This window comes from Sphingobacterium sp. N143, assembly GCF_030325625.1.
GTDB lineage: Bacteria > Bacteroidota > Bacteroidia > Sphingobacteriales > Sphingobacteriaceae > Sphingobacterium.
Genome location: NZ_JACAIS010000004.1, coordinates 89,920 through 109,836, shown reverse-complemented (window position 1 = coordinate 109,836; position 19,917 = coordinate 89,920). Strand labels below are relative to the sequence as shown.

The window sequence follows — 19,917 nt, the reverse complement described above, 5'->3', positions numbered from 1 at the left end:
AGATGGGATTTTTAAAAGAGTTTAAAGAATTCGCAATGCGCGGTAGCGTCGTTGATCTGGCCGTCGGTGTTGTTATCGGTGGGGCATTTGGTAAAATTGTGACATCATTGGTGGACGATATTATTATGCCTCCGATCGGGTATTTAACAGGTGGCGTCGATTTTACATCGAAGAAAATTATTCTAAAAGCTGCTGATGAAGCCGCCAAACAGGCCGAAGTTTCTATTAATTATGGAAATTTTATCAATGTGATCATTCAGTTTTTGATTGTGGCATTTTGTATTTTTTGCGTTGTTAAGGCTTTGAATTCTTTAAAACGTAAAGAAGAGGCTGCTCCTGCTGAACCTGCAGCACCAACCAAAGAAGAATCTTTATTGACCGAAATTAGAGACATTCTGAGAAATAAATAGTCCAGATTTATGGAATAAGATAAAAAACAGCGTAGGTATACTGCGTTGTTTTTTTATTTTTGGGCAATCTAAATGCACTTGTTTTTTTGCCTATTGCTGAATGGATTACAAGTGGCTTTTTACTTTAAGCCTAAATGTTCATAATATTGTTTGTTTTTATCTAAAATAAACTTTACTTTTGCATTCCTCTTGGGGAGTTTTGTATTAATTGAAGTAAGAACAAATTAGCATAATAGCGTCATGAAAAGAACATTTCAGCCATCGCAAAGAAAAAGAAGAAACAAGCACGGTTTTAGAGAGCGCATGAGCTCTGCAAACGGTAGAAGAGTATTAGCTTCACGTAGAGCTAAAGGTAGAAAACGTCTTACAGTGTCTGACGAATACCGTCACAAAGGTTAATCTTTGACAAGGATCGGTGGCCACTTATAAGAGCTTTTTCTAATAAGAGTAAGTCATCGTATGAAAAATACATTTACAAAAGAAGAACGGTTGTGTGCCAAAAAGCGTATTGATACACTTTTTAAGAGCGGTTCTTCTTTTGTTTTGTACCCCTTTAGAGTTGTTTTTGTCTTCGAGAAAAGCAATGAGACTGAGCATTTCTCCCCCTGTCAGTCTATTATATCCGTATCCAAACGCAGGTTTAAAAAAGCCGTTGACCGCAATTCAGTTAAGCGAATGATGCGTGAAAGTTATCGTTTGCAAAAATCAAATACTTTGATTCCTTTTTTGTTGAAACATAATGTAACTTTGTACCTGGCGATTCAATATGTGGGTAAACAGATCTTGACATATGATGTGTTCCATGCCGCAATGAATAAAATGCTGAAAAAATTGCAGGATGAATGTGTTGAAGCTTATTTGGAAAAGAGGAATTAAACCATTGTTTAGTTTTATTTTCTTGGCTATTATTCGTTTTTACCAGATTTTTATATCACCCATTCTAGGTGCAAGTTGTAGGTATACACCTACTTGCTCTCAATACGGTAAGGAAGCTATTCTGAAATATGGTCCTTTTAAAGGCGGATGGATGGCTTTAAAGCGAATTGCACGTTGTAACCCATGGGGAGGTCATGGGCATGATCCTGTACCTTGATTCCGATGTAAATGATGAACAGTTTAATTTTACAAATTGATACTTCAACGACAGTATGTTCGGTTGCTTTGAGCGAAAATGGCCGTACATTGTCTGTTATAGACCTAGACGAAGCTAATGTACACGCTTCTAAATTGACCGTTTTGATAGAACAGATCCTGAAAGACACAGGACGCTCCATCAAAGAACTTGCTGCTGTGGCGGTCAGTATGGGGCCAGGTTCATATACTGGGCTGCGTATTGGCGTGTCGACAGCAAAAGGGCTTTGCTATGGCTTGGATATTCCTTTGATTGCCATCAATACATTGGAGTCATTATTCTGGGGTTATAGCACACAACATGGATTAAAAGAAGATGAAGCCTATATTCCCATGCTGGACGCGCGCAGGATGGAAGTATACTCGGCGGTATACAATCATAGGAGTGAACTGCTAAGTCCCACTGCAGCAGAGATTATAGATGTTCACCATTATGATGCGTTACTTACCACCTGTGAACGTATTTTTCTTTTTGGTTCCGGGGCAGACAAATTTGATGAATTGTTCAAATCAAAAGACCGTATACAGGTTGTGACGGGATTTAAAGGTTCGGCGTCTTTCTTATCCACCTTAGCTTTTGCAAAATTCAACAAGAATGAATTTGAAGATATAGCCTATTTTGAACCATTTTATCTGAAAGACTTTGTGGTAACAGCAGCAAAGAAAAAGGTAGTGCTATAACCAGCCCTTTCTTTTGAACCAAAGGTAAATAGCTAAGGATATGGCGACCATAATCCCGATCGCGATAGGGTAGCCATAGTACCATTCCAGTTCAGGCATATTCTCAAAATTCATCCCATAGATCCCTGCCACAAAAGTAATAGGCATGAAGAACACCGAAAAAATAGTCAGAATACGCATAATCTCGTTGGTATGATTGGAGGATATATTGAAAAATACATTCAGTAATTGTGAAATATTCTCAGATAAGTTTTCATATAATGTTGATGTGCGTAATTGGAGGTCCTTTAAATCACGTGTATATACATCCTTTTTGGATGATGAATGAAAGTGCTCGATGACTTCTTTATAAAGAAAAATAACTTTCCTGGCGACGTCTATCTGTCGTTTAATGAAGTACAGGTTTTTCAATACAGGCTGCTGCTTCATACGTTTCAGAAAAATCAATTCTTCATAGGTATCTATCCGGGCCGAAAGTTGTTCCAGTGTTTTGCTGAACGTGAATACCGCCGCTGTGGTGATGAACACCGCCAATTTACGGCTATTTTTTGTTTTGATGGATGTGAACTCAATATTTTTAAGCTTTTCCAGAAACTCGATACGGTGTTTATGTACAGTGATGACAAAATCATTTCCGTAAAATATGGTTAAACGATCGGTCACTTCCCCGATACTGTCAGAATTCTCTCTGAAATTATCGGACATCACCCGGAGAATGATAAAAGTATAGTTTTCAAACTCCTCGATCTTGGGGAGATGTTCAGGTTCTTTGGAGTCCTTGATGGAGGCCTCATTTAAATTGTATTTTTCTTTGATGAATGCAAAATCCTCTGCGGTGGGTTCAAAGATGTCAATCCACTCGTAGCTTGCGATTTCTTTTTCAACAATGGTTTTGATCATACATGATGTTTTAACAAGGACAAGATAGAAACAATTTTGTTTGTTGCCAATACCAGATAAATGTATTTGTTAGATAGGCGCAAGGATAACTGGGGTATGCTGGATGAGATTGAATAAAAAAGGTCCATCAAGACAATTGATGGACCTTTTAAACAGGATAATTGTTTTTATTTTTTTTGCTTATACTCCTCATTTAATTGTTTGATCACTTCATTGGTGATTTCTAATGAGGGGTCTGCATATAATACCGTAGGATTTGATTTCGAATACGTTAATACGAGTTTGTAACCATTTTCTGAGGCATGTTTTTTCAAGAATTCAGTGATCTTGTTATAGACATTGTTGAATTCATCAGATTCATCTTTAGCAAGGGAAGAAGAAGCGGTTTGATCTAAACGGGCCAATTCATCTTGTTTGCGTGCCAATTTCTGTTCCGTAGCCTGTCTGTCATCAGCAGACATCGTTGCCGCATTTTTTTGGTAATCGGCCACCTCCCGTTGAAAAGCAGTACTTTTGGATTGAAGGTCAGCCTGTGCTTTCTTGACCTTGCTTTCAAGTTTTGCTTTGATGTCCTTAAAATATTGATATTTTTCCGAAAGGGAATCTGAATTTAAGTAGACAATGTCCTTGCTGCTGCCTTGGCTGTCTTTGCTCACTGAGCTAGCATCATTTTTAGCAGGTTCATTTTGTGTTTTCGCACCCTGGTTGCAGGATACAATAGTTCCAGCCAGCAGAAGACCAAAGGAAACTTTAGATACAATTGAAAATATTGTGCTCATTTTTTTGTTATTTGCAAATTTTTACTGAAACAAACCTAACATAAAAAAATCGAAATTCTAATTTTTAGCAATAAAAATTAAAATTTTTAGCCGTTTGATGGTGTCAGATTATCCGTTTAATACTTCACGATAGACTTGATAAATCGGGCAAAATTTCGTATTTTTGAATATTACATTTAAGAGTTTTTCAATGAGCGAAGAAAAGAAAAATGCATCCACTTACTCGGCCGATAATATTCAGGTATTAGAGGGTTTAGAGGCGGTCCGTAAGCGTCCATCCATGTATATTGGTGATACCGGTGTAAAAGGATTACATCACTTGGTATATGAGGTTGTAGATAATTCAATAGATGAAGCTGTAGCAGGGTATTGTACAGATATCTTTGTTACTATCCATAAAGATAATTCGATTTCGGTACGGGACAACGGTCGTGGTATCCCGACAGGAATCAACAAAAAAGAGAATAAATCGGCGTTGGAGCTTGTAATGACAGTGCTACATGCCGGCGGTAAGTTTGATAAAGACACCTATAAAGTTTCCGGTGGTCTGCATGGTGTGGGGGTCTCCTGTGTAAATGCTTTATCTACATTATTGAAAGCCGAGGTACACCGTGAAGGCAAGATCTTCCAACAGGAATACCAGATTGGTAAACCGTTATATGATGTGAAAGAAGTAGGGGTATCGGACAAGACCGGTACAATTGTAACATTTCATCCGGATCCAACGATCTTTACACAGACTATAGTCTATAATTATGATACGTTAGCCAACCGGCTTCGTGAACTTGCATTTTTAAATAAAGGTGTGAGTCTGACCTTAGAAGATGAGCGTGAAACAAATGAGGATGGTTCCGAAAAGAAGGAAACGTTCTATTCAGAAGGTGGTCTGAAAGAGTTTGTCAAATTTTTGGATGGTACCCGTCAGGCTTTGATTCCCGAACCGATTTATGTAGAAGGCATTAAACAAGGAATTCCGGTGGAATTAGCTTTGCAGTATAATGATACCTATTCGGAGAATGTCCATTCCTATGTGAATAATATCAACACCATCGAAGGTGGTTCGCATGTAGCTGGTTTCCGTAGAGGGTTGACCCGTACGTTGAAAGCATATGCGGATAAATCAGGATTGCTCAAAAACCTAAAGGTAGAAATCACAGGTGATGACTTTCGGGAAGGATTGACTGCTGTCATCTCAGTGAAAGTTGCGGAACCTCAATTTGAGGGGCAGACAAAAACTAAATTGGGTAACTCTGAAGTCATGGGTGCCGTGGATGTGGCTGTTGGAGAGATTTTAGGTGTTTATCTGGAAGAAAATCCACGTGAAGCGAAAGCAATCGTTCAGAAAGTGGTGATTGCTGCTCAAGCCCGCGCTGCTGCTCGTAAAGCCCGTGACCTTGTTCAACGTAAAACCGTCATGGGAGGCTCAGGCCTTCCTGGAAAACTGGCAGATTGCCAAGATAATGACCCTACAAAATGTGAAATCTATTTTGTCGAGGGAGATTCAGCGGGCGGTACGGCAAAATCCGGACGTGATCGCAAACACCAAGCAATCATGCCTTTACGAGGTAAGATTTTGAACGTTGAAAAAGCAATGGAACATAAGATCTATGAAAATGAAGAGATCAAAAATATGTTTACTGCATTAGGTGTGAGTGTGGGTACCGCAGAAGATGCCAAAGCATTGAACCTGGAGAAATTGCGTTATCACCGTATTATCATCATGACCGATGCGGATGTGGATGGTTCTCACATTACTACATTGATTCTGACATTCTATTTCAGATATATGAAAGAATTGATCGAGCGAGGTTATGTTTATATCGCGACACCTCCTTTATACCTTGTGAAGAAAGGTAAAGAGCACGAGTATGCATGGAATGAAGACCAACGTATCAATGCTATTCAACGTCTGAAAGGGACAGGTAAAGAAGATAGTGTGCACGTACAGCGCTATAAAGGTCTTGGGGAGATGAATGCCGAGCAGTTATGGGATACCACGATGAATCCTGAAACCCGGACCCTGAGACAGGTAACGATTGAAAACGCCGCAGAATGTGACCGCATATTCTCCATGCTGATGGGAGATGAAGTCGCTCCTCGTCGTGAATTTATTGAACGAAATGCACGCTATGCAAAAATTGATATTTAATCGAATAATAAAATAGAATAAAAAAAGCCTGATGATCTGTTCATCAGGCTTTTTTTATTCTATTTTATTTTATAAATTCATATGAAAGAAGCTCTTCTGCCAAGATAATGAGCTACTTTGCCCAACAGTTAGCCGATTATTAATTCAGACCTATTATGAAATATTGCAGCAAGATCTTGCTCTTTATGGGTTATCTTATCGGAATGACTTGTATGGCGCAGACAAATGAAAAAATCAACTTGGAAGCTTTGTTCGAAAGCTTATCTGAAGAACTCCCCGAAGACATCGATTTAAGTGAACTGAGTGAAAAATGGTACCACTATCTAAAACATCCGATTGACCTGAACAAGACGGATGGAACAGAAATAGCCGAATTGCAATTTATTGATCCTTTGCTGCTACAGCGTTTGATTGAGCACCGGGAGGTCTCAGGCAATTTTATACATGTACTGGAATTACAGTCCATTGATGGTTTCACTGAACGCATCGTTAACCTATTGTTGCCTTTTGTCAGCATAGGGGAAGAATCGTCGTTAAAAGGACTGAAGTTTGCCGGGCTAGAGCAAGAGCTGATGGTGCGTTATGGACGTGTCCTGGAAAAAGCAAAAGGATACCAAATAATAGATACAGGAAGGTCAAGGTATTTGGGTGATGCCAACAGGTTCGCGGTGCGTTATCGGGCAAATCTAAAAGACAAAACCCGCCTGGCAATTAATATGGAAAAAGATGCCGGCGAACCTTTTTTCGACCGAAAGCAAAAACTGGGATTTGATTTTTATGGGATGAGCTTATCTATAAAAAGATTGGGAAAGTTAAGAAATGTTGTCATTGGGGATTATGCATTGCAATTTGGGCAGGGACTCAGTTTATGGAACGGTTTGGGCTTTGGCAAGGGTGGACTTGTACAAAATGCAGCAAGGCAAGGGGTGGGGGTAAAACAATATACATCGTTGAATGAAACCAACTTTATGCGTGGACTAGCAGGAACGCTGCACATACAACGGCTTGAAATTACGCCCTATTTTTCATATCGGTCCATCGATGGAAATGTAAATAAACTCATAGAGCCTCCAGTCATAATGACCATTGCAAATTCAGGACTGCATCGGACGCCCACCGAGCAGCGCTATCGGAATGCAGCTCATCAGATGACTTATGGGGTGAATCTGCTGTGGCGTCGTAATCGTTTGAAAATAGGAGTCAATATAAATCAATCACGGTTGAATGTTCAAAAATTAAAAGGAACGAATCGACGGCAACAGTATGATTTTGAGGGTGATGAATTGAAGAATATCAGCGTGTATACCAATTATACGGTACGAAATGCACACTTGTTTGGAGAATATGCGAGCAGTATGGACGGTGGAACAGCTTTATTGCTTGGATCGATTATAAGTCTGCACCCTCGGTTATCATCTGCTATCTTATTTCGCGATTACAAAAAGGATTTCCATACTTTCTATGGTCAGGGATTCGGTGAATCAAATAATACAACCAATGAGCAGGGGATATATGCAGGGCTTACCTATCAATTGGCAAGAAAGTTAGTCTGGTCAAACTATGTTGACCTATTTCGCTTTCCTTGGCTCAAGTATCAGGCAGACACGCCATCCGCCGGTGCTGATTTTTTTAGTCAGCTCAGCTACATCTGGTATAAGAAAGGACAGCTCTCATTACGTTATCGGCACCGATTAAAACAGGTCAACTACCAAGGGCTAGGAGCTACCGAAACAGGTCTTGTGAATACCGGAAAACAACAGGTAAGGACAGAGTTCCAATATCTGCTAAATTATAACTGGACCATCCGGTCCCGTGCCGAATTTAACATGGTCCAAAAAGAATATGAAGAAAATAGTTTTGGGTACATGTTCTATCAGGATGTCTTCTGGAAGCTTAAAACAGGGAAAATTCAATTAAATGCACGTATAGCCTATTTTCAGGCTGACACGTATGACAATAGGATCTACGCATATGAAAATGATGTTTTATATGCGTCTGGTTTTGGGATGTACCATACGAAAGGCTGGCGGACTTACATGAATGTGCGTTATAGAATAAGTAATGGTCTGGATATATGGGCAAAGTACGGGGTGTATTATTACCCAGGGCGGACGATGATCGGTTCAGGACTTGATGAGATCAATGGCAATCGGAAATCCGAAATCAAGATACAGTTAAGATGGCAACTATGATGAAATTGAACCTATATCAACAACTTGAACGAATTCCCCTCCTGAAAATTACATCTGTATATATTCTTAGTCTCCTGCTGGCTCCAGCATTCGAATTTTCATCAGTGGTATTTCAGTATCTGCCTGCTCTATTGTGGGGAACGGTCGTCATAGTAAGCTGCTGTTTTTGGTTTCGGGGATCTCGGTATAAGACCTGTTACACCATTGGCTATTATCTATTGATCCTTTTATTTGGAATCTGGCAATTTTGGCGTCAGGATCCACGTTTTGTTTCCGGCCATTTTTCCCATTTCAAATTGGAGAGCTATGTGCTTGATATCATCGAAGAGCCGCAGAAAAAAAATGATATTAGCCGTTTTTCAGCAGTGGTAAAAGGAGGTTATGTTGACGGCAATTTTATCGCAGTGCATGGAAGGATAATGGTTTCTCTCAAATCTGGAACTGAGCATATCCCGAGATTTGGTGATAGAATATGGCTGCGGGGACGTGCCACAGCTCTAAAGCCCCCGTTTAACCCCATGGAATTTAATTATAAAGAGTATTTAGGGCGAGAACATATTTACCATCAAATTTTTATACCCTCCAGCCAGTATACAATTATCAAGCGCTATTCCGGTAAATTTTATGACCTTATGGGGATGGCAATGCAATCGCGACATTATTTTTTAACCAAACTGGGGAAATATCTTCAAAATGAGGAATATTTCGCCATTGCGGCAGCTATCTTGTATGGTTACCGCAGCGATATTAGTGCAGAAAACCTGCGGGCATTTACGAATACAGGTACCATACACGTACTGAGTGTTTCGGGAATGCATGTAGCGATACTTTTTGGTTTTTTATCGCTCATTTTTCAGCGTCTCGTCTACCATCCTAAACTGATCAGATTCTCCCATGCGCCCGTCTTTGTGCTGATCTGGGCTTACGCATTTATTGCAGGACTTGATCCGCCAATAGCCCGTGCCGCAATAATGGTAAGCTTTGTACTCTGTGCCCAACATGCTGACCGGAAAAGCTCAATATTAAACAGCCTGGTCGCGGCTGCATTTTTTATCTTGCTCATCACACCCAGAGCACTTGGAGATGTGGGATTCCAGCTTTCTTTTCTTGCTGTACTGGGCATGGTCTTGTTTGTCCCAATTTTCGAGCGGCTCTTCCTGGCAAAAAATCGGTTGCTACGATTTCTGAGAGACACAGTGGCGATAGCGATGGCTGCACAGGTTTTGACAACACCCTTGACTCTCTATTATTTTGGTCAGTTTCCTACCTACTTTTTATTTGCCAACTTGTGTGTGGATTTACCATCAACACTGGTCATGTATCTAGGCTTTATCATGACTGTGAGCCCTATCGGCTGGCTTAATCAGATTTTAGGTATTTGCCTTGAGCATCTCATCGGCTTGATGTTGTATTGCCTGAAGTTTATTGATCACCTGGCTGTTTCGACAATAAAGGCCACCATCGTTGATGTGGGCGTACTGCTGCTGTCTTATCTGGCCATTCTTACTTTTTTATATGCGTATCGGTGGGGAGACAAAAAGTTCAGTTACCTGGGATTTTTTTGCCTGATCGGTATATTGCTCATTGATATACAGCAACAGATAATAAACAACCGTACCGAACGATTTCGTGTTTATAATACAAAAAATGAACTGACCATCGGTTATTTTAAGCGTGGGCAGGGAATTATCTATAGTACTTTTGATTCTTTACACCAACCAGCATTGCAATATGCCTGTGGCCGGGAAATCCAGATGCTGGCCAATGAAAACAATATTGATTTTATTCCACTTAGCCATGAGGAGCGGTATAGAAATTACCTGTTGGAGCTTCCAATTGGTAAAATAGCGATAGTGGAGCATAATCAAGAGCGACTTCCAAGAGCTGATTTAGCAATTGTGCGAAGAAATGCCATACAGCACTTGCCAAATATTGTTAGACAGCTATCTCCAAAACTAATTATCCTTGATGCTTCAAATTCATTGAAGAAATCCTTAGAGGGGAAAGCCATTCTTGACAGTCTGCGCGTAAAGAGTTATATCATGAAAGATAATTTTGCGTATGTTTGGGATAAGGAAAATTTATGACGTTAGATAGCAGATCAATCTTAAGACAATATTGGGGATTTGAGTCATTTCGACCTTTGCAGGAAGAGATCATTGATTCCGTTATTGCTGGTAAAGATACACTGGCCTTGCTGCCTACCGGCGGTGGCAAATCCATTTGCTTTCAAGTGCCCGCACTGATGAAAGACGGTATTTGCATTGTCGTAACTCCCCTTATTGCATTAATGAAAGACCAGGTTGATCATTTAAAAAAAAATGGCATCCAGGCAGTGGCAATCTATGCCGGAATGAAAAAAAGAGAGGTGGACATCACCTTGGACAATTGCGTGTACGGGCAGATTAAGTTTCTGTATTTATCGCCCGAACGACTCTACAATGATATGGTTAGGGAGCGGATCCGCTTTATGAACGTCAATCTGTTTGCCATCGACGAGGCACATTGTATTTCACAATGGGGCTACGACTTCAGACCCCCATATTTAGAATTAGCCAGACTAAAGGAATTGCATCCCAAGGTGCCATTTTTGGCACTTACTGCAACAGCGACCGAACGTGTTATTGAGGATATTCAGGAAAAATTAAATTTTGCCCAGAAAAATGTATTTGTCAAGAGTTTTCTTCGGGATAACCTTGCCTATATGGCGATAGAAGAAGAAGATAAGATGGGAAGAATGGTTCGTATTATTCATAAGCTGGGTGGTTCAGGTATTGTTTACGTCCGCAATAGGAGAGAGACGCAGGAAGTAGCCCGTATTCTGATCAATAACGGAATTGCTGCTGATTATTATCATGCGGGCCTGACTGGTCCGGAGCGGGATCAAAAGCAAGGCGCATGGATGAACAATACCATTCGCGTGATTGTGGCTACCAATGCTTTTGGGATGGGGATCGATAAAGCTGATGTCCGCTTTGTGATCCATCTGGATCTGCCCGACTCATTGGAAGCCTATTATCAAGAAGCTGGTCGGGCAGGTAGGGACGGCAAAAAAGCATACCCCGTAATCCTCTATCAAAAAAATGATGAGAAAAAACTTCTTGAAACCTTGCAGGCCAGTTTTCCAGATATCCCCTTTATTCAGCAGACTTATCACTATCTGTGCAATCATTTTCAGATTCCATATGGCGCAGGCGAAGGGTTGACAGTAGATTTCGACGTGGTCACATTTGCCAAAAAGTATCAGCTCCCGTTAGTTCCTGTTATGAATGCCCTAAAATTTTTGGAGCATGATGGCTGGCTGTCATTATCCGAAGCGGTGACAATACCATCTCGTTTTAAGTTTGAAATAGATAGCACGGAGCTGTATAAGGTACAGGTGCAATATGCGAAATACGATAAGCTGATCAAGGCCATCCTGCGGAGTTATGGCGGCGTATTTGAGAACTATATCCAGATCAATGAATATGAGTTCGCAAATAAATTAGGCTTGCCGTATGCGCAGATTGTAGCATTATTAAAATCCCTTGAAGGGCTGGAAATCGCTAGCTATCTACCTTCCACAGATGCACCACAATTGACATTTTTGCAGAACCGCGTAGATTACAAGCATTTACATATCGATCATATTTTTATCCGTGACCGGCATCAGGTAAAAGAAGCTGAAGTCAAAGGGATGATCCATTATATTGAAAAAGCGAACTGTCGTAGTCAGTCTTTATTACTCTATTTTGGAGAAAAGAATGCTGGATTCTGTCAGGTCTGTGATTTATGTCTGATCCGCAATCACAAGGATAATCAACGGACAAAAATTAAAGAGGAAATCAAAGCGAAATTGCTGTCTGGCCCCATGAATCTTCATGATCTAGTGGAGAGCCTGACTATCGGAACGGAGAAAAAGAGAATAGAGATTATCCGTGACCTGTTGGATGCTGAAAAAATCCGTCTTGAAGAAAACCGCTATTCCTGGAATACCTTATTCTGATTATTTTTCAATAGGAAGATTAAGTTCTTCCCGGCCCCATTCGGACCATGAGCCATCATATACACGGATATTTTCATAACCACTAAGATAGCAGGCAAAGGCAAGGATGGAAGCGGTTACACCTGATCCACAGGAAAAAACATATTCATCTCCAGTGGATTTGAAATGATCAAACTGCTGTTTCAATTCATCAACAGGTTTATAGACGATTCCGTCCAAGAGTTCCTCAAAAGGTAAGTTTTTAGAATGTGGGATATGGCCCCCATTAAGGCCCTTTCTTGGCTCAGGGACCAGACCACTAAAACGGCCCTTGCTTCGTGCATCAAAGATATTTACTTTAGGGTTTCGATAATGTGTAAGGATATATTCTTTATCGGCATAACGGTCCTGTTGGAATTGGGCCTTGGCATTGCCAATTTTGTGATTCGTTTTATAGGTATCTACGACCTGATAATTGTTTTTTTTCCATGCAGGCACCCCGCCATTTAAGATAAAGACCTGATTGAAGCCCATTACCTTGAACACCCACCACGCTCTTGGGCTCGAATAAACCCCCCATCGATCGTACAGAACAACGACACTGTCTTGATCAATGCCTAGTGCTTGAATCTCATGTTCAAATACCTGTTGTGATACCAAGGTATGGGGCAGTTTGGATGTATGATCTGAAAACTTTCCCTCAATGTCAAAAAATAAAGAGTTGGGAAGTAACTCCAGTTTGGTTTCCTGTAGGGATTGACCGACTTTGTCAATGCTGCAATCAAGAAGGATCACATCGGCTACTTGCAATGTCTCCTGAAGCTCGGAAGGGCTAATTAGGGCTGATTTGAATGACATAACAATTGTTCTTATTATGGATACAAAATTACGAAGCATCCCTATAAAAACAAAGAGGCTGTCCCAAAGGACAGCCTCTTTTTATGGATTGAAAGCGCTAATTACTTAGCATTTTTATCATTTTCCATTTGCTCTTTCAATTGAGCTAACACGTCTAGATCGCCTAAAGTAGATTTTTCAACAGAATCTTTTACTTTTTTCACAGCTGAAGACTCAGCTTTAGCGTCTTTTTTACGGTTGTTAGACTCTTCTTTGCGAGCTTCTTCTTTCTCTTCTTCCCAGATACGAGAGTGAGAAATTACCAAACGTTTGTTCTCTTTGTTGAACTCGATGATTTTGAATGAAGTAACCTCATCAACTTTCAATGAAGAACCGTCTTCTTTAACAGAGTGTTTAGAAGGACAGAAACCTTCAACACCGTATTGTAAAGCAACGATATCACCTTTGTCACCAACTTTGATCACCGTACCTTCGTGGATAGAACCTTCAGTGAAGATTGTTTCGAAAGTATCCCATGGATTTTCTTCCAATTGTTTGTGACCTAAAGATAACTTACGGTTTTCTTCATCTAATTCCAATACAACAACGTCTAATGTTTCACCAACTTTAGTGAATTCGTTAGGGTGGTTGATTTTTTTAGACCAGGATAAATCCGAGATGTGGATCAAACCATCGATACCTTCTTCTAGTTCAACAAACACACCGAAGTTAGTCATGTTTTTAACAACAGCTGATTGTTTAGAACCTACTGGGTAACGCTCAGTGATGTTTTTCCAAGGATCTGGAGTCAATTGTTTGATACCTAAGCTCATTTTACGCTCGTCACGATCTAAAGTTAAGATCTGCGCTTCGATCTCATCACCAACTTTTAAGAACTCTTGTGGAGAACGTAAGTTTTGTGACCAAGACATTTCAGAAACGTGGATCAAACCTTCAACACCTGGGATGATTTCTAAGAAAGCACCGTAATCAGCAACTGTTACGATTTTACCTTTCACTTTAGAACCAACTTCTAATGCTGTATCTAAAGATTCCCAAGGGTGCTCAGATAATTGTTTCAAACCTAAAGCAATACGTTTTTTCTCATCATCAAAATCTAATACAACAACGTTGATTGTTTGATCAAGCGATAAAACTTCTTTTGGATGCTCGATACGGCCCCAAGAAATATCAGTGATATGCAACAAACCGTCAACACCACCTAAGTCGATGAATACACCGAAGTCAGTGATATTTTTAACAGTTCCTTCTAATACTTGACCTTTTTCTAATTTAGCAACGATCTCAGATTTTTGGTTTTCTAAGTCGTTTTCAATTAATACTTTGTGTGATACTACAACGTTTTTGAATTCATGGTTGATTTTAACCACTTTGAATTCCATGGTTTTACCAACGTATACATCGTAGTCACGGATAGGTTTGATATCGATTTGAGATCCAGGTAAGAATGCTTCAACACCTTTGATGTCAACGATAAGACCACCTTTAGTACGGCTCTTAACGAAACCTGTAATGATCGCATCATTTTCCAATGCCTCATTGATAGCTTCCCAAGATTTTTGAGTTTTAGCACGTTTACGAGAAAGTACTAATTGACCGTTAGCATCTTCTTGAGATTCTACGAATACGTCAACTTTGTCACCAATTTTTAATTCTGGTAAGTCACGGAATTCGGATAAAGAAACTAAACCGTCAGATTTGAAACCAACATTCAAGACAACGTCTTTGTTGTTGATAGAAACTACAGTACCTTCGATAATTTCACCTTGATTAACTTGGTTGAAAGTATCTGCGTATTGTGCTTCAAGTTTAGCGCGTTCAGCATCGCTATAATTTCCGAAACCTTTGTCGTTTGCATCCCAGTCAAATTCACCTTCTGGTGTGATCCAAGTGTTTGATTTGATTTCGTCGATTAAGTTTGAATCAGCTTCTGATTCAATTTTTTCAGTGTCTTTCACTACTTTAGTGTCAGCACCTTGTAGCTCTGCGTTTTTCGCTGCTAATTCTTTTTCTGCTTCTTGTTTTTTTGCCATTAATTAATTTTCTCCTTTTTCCTACGTTGTAGGAGTTGCAAAGGTACAAAAAAACTTTTAATGCAAAATTTTATTTTTCTTATTTTATTGAAGGACTTTCAGTTATCCCGGCTCTTGCCATCCCTTTTTTATTGAAAACTCCTGAGTATATCCCACGGAGCCATTTCGGCTGTTTGCTAACATCCGCATTACCTGGCCAGCAAATGCGGATAATCGAAGGATTACCTACTCATTGTCCTTCTTGAAGGAATTGAAAATACGGGGCTTGGCGATAACAATGGTTTGTTTCGATAATGCGATTGCCGCATTGAGCTCATAACCTAAAAGCAGTATAAGCGTGTTTAAATAAATCCAGATCATAATCACGATCAAAGTTCCTATGGACCCGTAGAGTTTATTGTAAGCACCAAAATGATTAATATAAAATGTGAATATAGAGAAGGTCAAAATAGCTAAAATTGTCGCCATTGACGCACCTGGGCTAAATAGTTTCCATTTATTTGAGGTTGATGGACCAAATTTGTAGATACAGCTTACCGTGAAAAAATAGATCGCAAAAATAATGATCCAACGTGCTAACTTCAATAATGTCGCCCACATACCCGATTTTATGCCTGTTGTTTCTTTTAAGTAATCGATGGTAATGCCTGCTATCGTAAAGATGGTCATCCCTACGGTAAGGGCAAAGATGATCAGGCAGGCCAGGGCCAGGGCAACCAGCCGTTTTCTTATCCAGGGTCTTTTTTCGGTCATTAACGAGGCCTTATTGAAGGCATTCATCAATGATGCCATACCATTTGTGGCAAAATATGCCGCAAACAGAAAACCAAAAGAAAGTAAGCCGCCATTTTGATTTTTGATAATATCTTCAAGTGTTGTTTCAACCACAAGGAATGCATTTTTCGGAATGACAACAGCCAGAAAGTCCAATAACTGTTCCTGAAAATTGTTGATCGGAATGTAAGGTATCAAGGTGAATAAAAAGATAATACCTGGAAATATCGCCAATAAGAAGCTATACGACAAGGATGAAGCTTTACTTACAATAGAGTCTCTGGAAAGTTCCTGAAAAAAAAATACCGCAACAGTATAAAGAGGGAGTGATCCAAATCCAGGTAATACGATCCGTTTGCTCCATTCGATTAATCTAAAATAAGGTTCAAAATTTAATAGCCATTGGTGGATTTTCCCCATATCAATTAAAATATTTACTCATCTTGTCCAAGAAGACCTGAGGCGGCATACAAGGTCTGTTCTTTTCCATGTGCACAAAAACCAATGTGGTTTCCCCCTGATTGAGCAACTCGCCACTTTCGTTGAACAGCTCGTATTCAAAAACGATGCGTACCGCAGGTTTCTTGCGGATGGTTACCCGGATCGTGATCAGATCGTCGTATTTTCCTGGTTTGAAATACCTGATCTTCATCTCTGTCACAGGAAGCATAACACCCATTTCTTCCAGTTCTTTATACGATATTCCCGTGCTTCGTAGCATTTCAGTTCGCGCTATTTCATAAAATGCCGCATAGTTTCCATAATAGACATAGCCCATTTGGTCTGTTTCAGCGTAGCGAACACGAATCTGATGGTCAAATACAAACATTATTTCTTGATATTTCTAGCATCCAAAGCTTGTTGGAATTTACGCGCATTGATTAAATGTTCTGTTTCGGTTTTAGCGAAATTATGGTAACCCGAAAAATCATCTTTTGCGCACATGTAAATATAATCGTGCTGTTTGAAGTTCAGGACAGCATCAATAGCTGCGATGCTCGGAATCGATATCGGGCCTGGAGGTAATCCTCTATAAATGTAAGTGTTGTAGGGGTTGTCAGTTCTTAAATGTTTATTCAATACCCTTCTGATCGTAAAATCATTGTTTGCAAAGATCACGGTAGGATCCGCCTGTAGCAACATACCTTTTTTTAGACGATTTAGATATAATCCTGCAATCATAGGCATCTCATCCTGATGTAAGGCTTCGCCTTTGACGATGGAAGCCAGCGAGCTGACCTGTTGTTGGGTCAAGTTGAGGGCCTTAGCTTTAGCGATACGATCCGGATTCCAAAATTTATTCCATTCATCGTCAAAACGGGCAATTATTTTTTCAGGACTTGTATTCCAGTAGATTTCATAGGTATTCGGAATAAAAATAGAAATCAGATTCTCTTTCGTAAAACCAAATTTCTGTGCGGTTGCTTCGTCATTTAAGACCGCCATAAACTGTGCGGAGTCAGCTTCAAAATTCTTCCCTAACAGGGCCGCCATATTTTCTTTTAAGCGTACGTTGGCAAACCTGAATTTAACCGGCTCCTGATAGCCGCCCCTTAAATTACCGATCAATCGTCGGTTATTCATTCCCGGAGTCAATAAATAGCGGCCCGGTTTGACACTTTGCTCATATTTTTGATATTGGGCAGCCCGTTCAAATGAAGCGATATCATCCAAAAGATTGGAATCCCGAATAGATTGAAGGACATCTTCATACTTTGCTCCTTCGTGTATGTAAAGGTATTTTACTTCCCCCGATACGTTGGAAGCAAAAAAAGCCTTATAAAATATCCATGCAAAATAACCTCCAATGATCAAGATGATCAGTACAACAATTTTTAACCAGCTTGGTATTCTTCTTTTCTTTTCCATGATATCTTATGCATTAGAAGCCTAGACTATTGCTTTTATTTTCCTTCTTCTGTACCGTTGCAGGAGTCGTGTTTGTCGACTTTGCTGCTGGAGTGTTCGTTTTCGCAGGAGCAACGGATTTTGTCACAGGTGGGTTGCTTTGCGTCTGTGGGACCTGTTGTTTAGGGGCAGTTGAGGTACCCGTTGTACCGGTGGTTGGTGCTGGGGCCGTCAGCGACAGGGTAACATCAATTTTAGCTCCCAGGCTTGTCAGTCCTTTTTCTATTCCCGGCGATTGAACACTGATGACAGCAGTGGCTGTATCAATAACATTGGGGTCATAGGTCACGGTGCCCAAGCCAAGACCAGCACCAATTAAGGCAAATTTTGCTTCATTCAATGGGAGCCCGATCAAATTTGGAATTTCAACCTCGTTCGCCCCAAGCCCATTCCCCAGGACAAGATCAATACGGGAACCTTTCGGGATCATACGTCCATTCCGGATAGATTGTCCCGCAAATTGGGCATCTAAAACAATATCACGAGCAATATCGGCGACATAAGATGTATCACCTATTCTAAGGTTATGGTTTCGTAAAATAGCCGTGGCCTCAATAAGCGTCTTCTCTTTGATCAATGGGAAGGCGACCTCTGGTGCCACCTGTGTGATGATTGTTAAATAGATTGTTCGGCCAGATTTAACATGAAACCCCTGTTCAGGATCCTGTTCGATCACTAATCCCGGTTTGGCATCCATCTGATATACTGAATCAATTTGATATTCCAGTCCCGCATTTTCGAGTTCTTGGATGGCTGCATTGATATGAAGTCCCTTTATTTTCGGAACAGCAATGGACTCATCATGTTTTGTATATATTTTCAGACCGACATATACGGCAAGAAATACACAAACTATCGCAATCAAAGCGGCAATAAGATTTTTTCTGAATGTGGGTGTCTGAAGATATTGAATGACTTTGGACATTTCTGTGTTTGATAAAAATTAATTCTGCATAGAACCGCAATATTGAAGCCAATTTCGCAGAATGATTAAATAAAATTATTCCTCACAAAATTATTCGTTTTTCCGTGTATAGCAAATTATATTTGCTATTCGAATCGCTAAAATTTATGAAAGCAAAAATAGCATTAATAACTGGAGGTTACACAGGAGAGGCCGAAGTTTCTTTTAAAAGTGCAGCCTTTGTCAATTCTCAGCTTGATCACAGCAAGTATGACGTGTATTTGATTACTGTAACAAAGGAAGCCTGGTATTATGAAGATGAAGCCGGTCAGCGATATCCTATCCTAAGAGAAAATTTCACCCTGCCCTTAGCAGCCCAAGTAATCACATTTGATCTGGCATTTATCATGGTACACGGTGTACCCGGAGAAGATGGCCGCCTGCAGAGCTACTTCGATTTGTTGGGGATACCCTATACTTCATGCGATGCCCTGACTTCAGCGCTCACGATGAATAAAGGCTATACCAAGGCAATTTTAGCAGATATTCCAGAATTATACCTGGCCAAATCCGTGCTTTTATTTGAATCGCAGCGGTCTGAAGCCATTGATATCGTACAAAGCAAACTTTCCCTTCCATATTTTGTGAAACCCAATGCTGGAGGTAGCAGTATCGGGATGACCAAGGTCAAGGAATCCATACAGCTGCAAGAAGCTATTGACAAAGCTTTTGATGCTGAAAATACAGGAAAACAAGTCATCGTGGAGGAGTTTGTGACCGGAAGAGAATTCTCGGAAGGGATTTTTCGAAATGCAAAAGGCGATCTCATTGTCTTGCCGGCAACAGAGGTGCGCACCACACGGGAGTTCTTTGATTTCGAAGCCAAATATATTCCGGGCTTAACCGAAGAAATCACCCCTGCCGACCTCACTATTGAACAGCAAGAACGTGCGGCCCGAATCCTGAAAGAAATCTATGTTCGCCTGAACTGCAAAGGTATGGTACGCGTAGACTTTTTCCTGGAAAATAATACCGATAAATTCTACTTTATTGAGATCAATACCATTCCGGGGCAGACCCCCCAAAGTTTTATCCCCCAACAGGTAAGAGCCCTGGGCATGAAAGAAGGCGACTTTTATGCTGAGCTGATTGAGTGTGCTTTAACCTGATGAGCACTACGATCAGCAAAGGAAAGAACATAAATAAATTTAAAAAGGCTTGCAAAAATGTTGCA

Annotated in this window: 18 protein-coding genes; 10 read left to right on the top strand and 8 right to left on the bottom strand. The window is 40.3% G+C overall.

Going from position 1 to position 19,917, the window contains the following annotated elements; translation table 11 throughout:
• Window positions 1-2: 2 nt before the first annotated feature.
• The 5 genes from mscL (at window position 3) to tsaB (ending at window position 2,222) form a co-directional block, all read left to right on the top strand.
• On the top strand, window positions 3-410 hold the full coding sequence (gene mscL / locus HX021_RS09460; RefSeq protein WP_286589959.1) for a large-conductance mechanosensitive channel protein MscL: 408 nt from the start codon (window positions 3-5) through the stop codon (window positions 408-410).
• A 240-nt stretch (window positions 411-650) separates the two neighbouring features.
• On the top strand, window positions 651-809 hold the full coding sequence (gene rpmH, locus HX021_RS09455; protein WP_075991291.1) for a 50S ribosomal protein L34: 159 nt from the start codon (window positions 651-653) through the stop codon (window positions 807-809).
• Window positions 810-869: 60 nt separating this feature from the next.
• Window positions 870-1,286 carry a ribonuclease P protein component gene (locus tag HX021_RS09450; RefSeq protein WP_286589958.1) on the top strand — a complete coding sequence of 139 codons (417 nt, stop codon included), beginning with the start codon at window positions 870-872 and terminating at the stop codon, window positions 1,284-1,286.
• Entirely contained in the window at window positions 1,249-1,503 is a 255-nt protein-coding gene (gene yidD, locus HX021_RS09445; RefSeq protein ID WP_286589957.1) for a membrane protein insertion efficiency factor YidD, read from the top strand. Before HX021_RS09450 ends, yidD begins: the two co-directional genes overlap by 38 nt.
• 11 nt (window positions 1,504-1,514) lie before the next feature.
• Window positions 1,515-2,222, top strand: coding sequence for a tRNA (adenosine(37)-N6)-threonylcarbamoyltransferase complex dimerization subunit type 1 TsaB (gene tsaB, locus HX021_RS09440; RefSeq protein WP_286589956.1), 708 nt, complete (start codon window positions 1,515-1,517; stop codon window positions 2,220-2,222).
• Here the strand turns inward: tsaB and HX021_RS09435 are convergent.
• The gene (locus HX021_RS09435; RefSeq protein WP_286589955.1) at window positions 2,217-3,122 is read right to left on the bottom strand and encodes a CorA family divalent cation transporter; all 906 of its coding nucleotides are present in this window, start codon (window positions 3,120-3,122) and stop codon (window positions 2,217-2,219) included. The genes tsaB and HX021_RS09435 overlap by 6 nt on opposite strands.
• Window positions 3,123-3,289: 167 nt before the next feature.
• On the bottom strand, window positions 3,290-3,901 hold the full coding sequence (locus HX021_RS09430; protein ID WP_286589954.1) for an OmpH/Skp family outer membrane protein: 612 nt from the start codon (window positions 3,899-3,901) through the stop codon (window positions 3,290-3,292).
• A gap of 190 nt (window positions 3,902-4,091) precedes the next feature.
• Here HX021_RS09430 and gyrB point away from each other — a divergent pair, with 190 nt between their 5' ends.
• The 4 genes from gyrB (at window position 4,092) to HX021_RS09410 (ending at window position 12,227) form a co-directional block, all read left to right on the top strand.
• Window positions 4,092-6,050, top strand: coding sequence for a DNA topoisomerase (ATP-hydrolyzing) subunit B (gyrB, locus tag HX021_RS09425; protein ID WP_286589953.1), 1,959 nt, complete (start codon window positions 4,092-4,094; stop codon window positions 6,048-6,050).
• A 155-nt stretch (window positions 6,051-6,205) separates the two neighbouring features.
• A complete protein-coding gene (locus tag HX021_RS09420) occupies window positions 6,206-8,242 on the top strand; it encodes a ComEA family DNA-binding protein (RefSeq protein ID WP_286589952.1) in 2,037 nt (678 codons plus the stop codon).
• Window positions 8,239-10,329, top strand: coding sequence for a ComEC/Rec2 family competence protein (locus HX021_RS09415; protein WP_286589951.1), 2,091 nt, complete (start codon window positions 8,239-8,241; stop codon window positions 10,327-10,329). Before HX021_RS09420 ends, HX021_RS09415 begins: the two co-directional genes overlap by 4 nt.
• Window positions 10,326-12,227 carry a RecQ family ATP-dependent DNA helicase gene (locus tag HX021_RS09410; RefSeq protein ID WP_286589949.1) on the top strand — a complete coding sequence of 634 codons (1,902 nt, stop codon included), beginning with the start codon at window positions 10,326-10,328 and terminating at the stop codon, window positions 12,225-12,227. The genes HX021_RS09415 and HX021_RS09410 overlap by 4 nt, the downstream gene beginning before the upstream one ends.
• Here the strand turns inward: HX021_RS09410 and HX021_RS09405 are convergent, their stop codons facing one another.
• The 6 genes from HX021_RS09405 to HX021_RS09380 form a co-directional block, all read right to left on the bottom strand.
• On the bottom strand, window positions 12,228-13,064 hold the full coding sequence (locus HX021_RS09405) for a sulfurtransferase (protein ID WP_286589948.1): 837 nt from the start codon (window positions 13,062-13,064) through the stop codon (window positions 12,228-12,230). It lies immediately after the preceding gene.
• Window positions 13,065-13,165: 101 nt separating this feature from the next.
• A complete protein-coding gene (rpsA, locus tag HX021_RS09400) occupies window positions 13,166-15,097 on the bottom strand; it encodes a 30S ribosomal protein S1 (protein ID WP_286589947.1) in 1,932 nt (643 codons plus the stop codon).
• Between the two features lie 225 nt (window positions 15,098-15,322).
• Complete coding sequence (locus HX021_RS09395) at window positions 15,323-16,291, bottom strand: YihY/virulence factor BrkB family protein (RefSeq protein WP_286589946.1); 969 nt, start codon at window positions 16,289-16,291, stop codon at window positions 15,323-15,325.
• 1 nt (window position 16,292) lies between these two features.
• A complete protein-coding gene (locus tag HX021_RS09390) occupies window positions 16,293-16,700 on the bottom strand; it encodes an acyl-CoA thioesterase (RefSeq protein WP_286589945.1) in 408 nt (135 codons plus the stop codon).
• Window positions 16,700-17,740: an endolytic transglycosylase MltG gene (mltG, locus tag HX021_RS09385; RefSeq protein WP_286589944.1), complete on the bottom strand. Its 1,041-nt coding sequence runs from the start codon at window positions 17,738-17,740 to the stop codon at window positions 16,700-16,702. The genes HX021_RS09390 and mltG overlap by 1 nt, the downstream gene beginning before the upstream one ends.
• Before the next feature lie 13 nt (window positions 17,741-17,753).
• On the bottom strand, window positions 17,754-18,704 hold the full coding sequence (locus tag HX021_RS09380; protein WP_286589943.1) for a PASTA domain-containing protein: 951 nt from the start codon (window positions 18,702-18,704) through the stop codon (window positions 17,754-17,756).
• 146 nt (window positions 18,705-18,850) lie between these two features.
• On the opposite strand from HX021_RS09380, the gene HX021_RS09375 reads away from it, so the two are divergent.
• Window positions 18,851-19,852: a D-alanine--D-alanine ligase family protein gene (locus HX021_RS09375; protein ID WP_286589942.1), complete on the top strand. Its 1,002-nt coding sequence runs from the start codon at window positions 18,851-18,853 to the stop codon at window positions 19,850-19,852.
• Window positions 19,853-19,917: the final 65 nt, after the last annotated feature.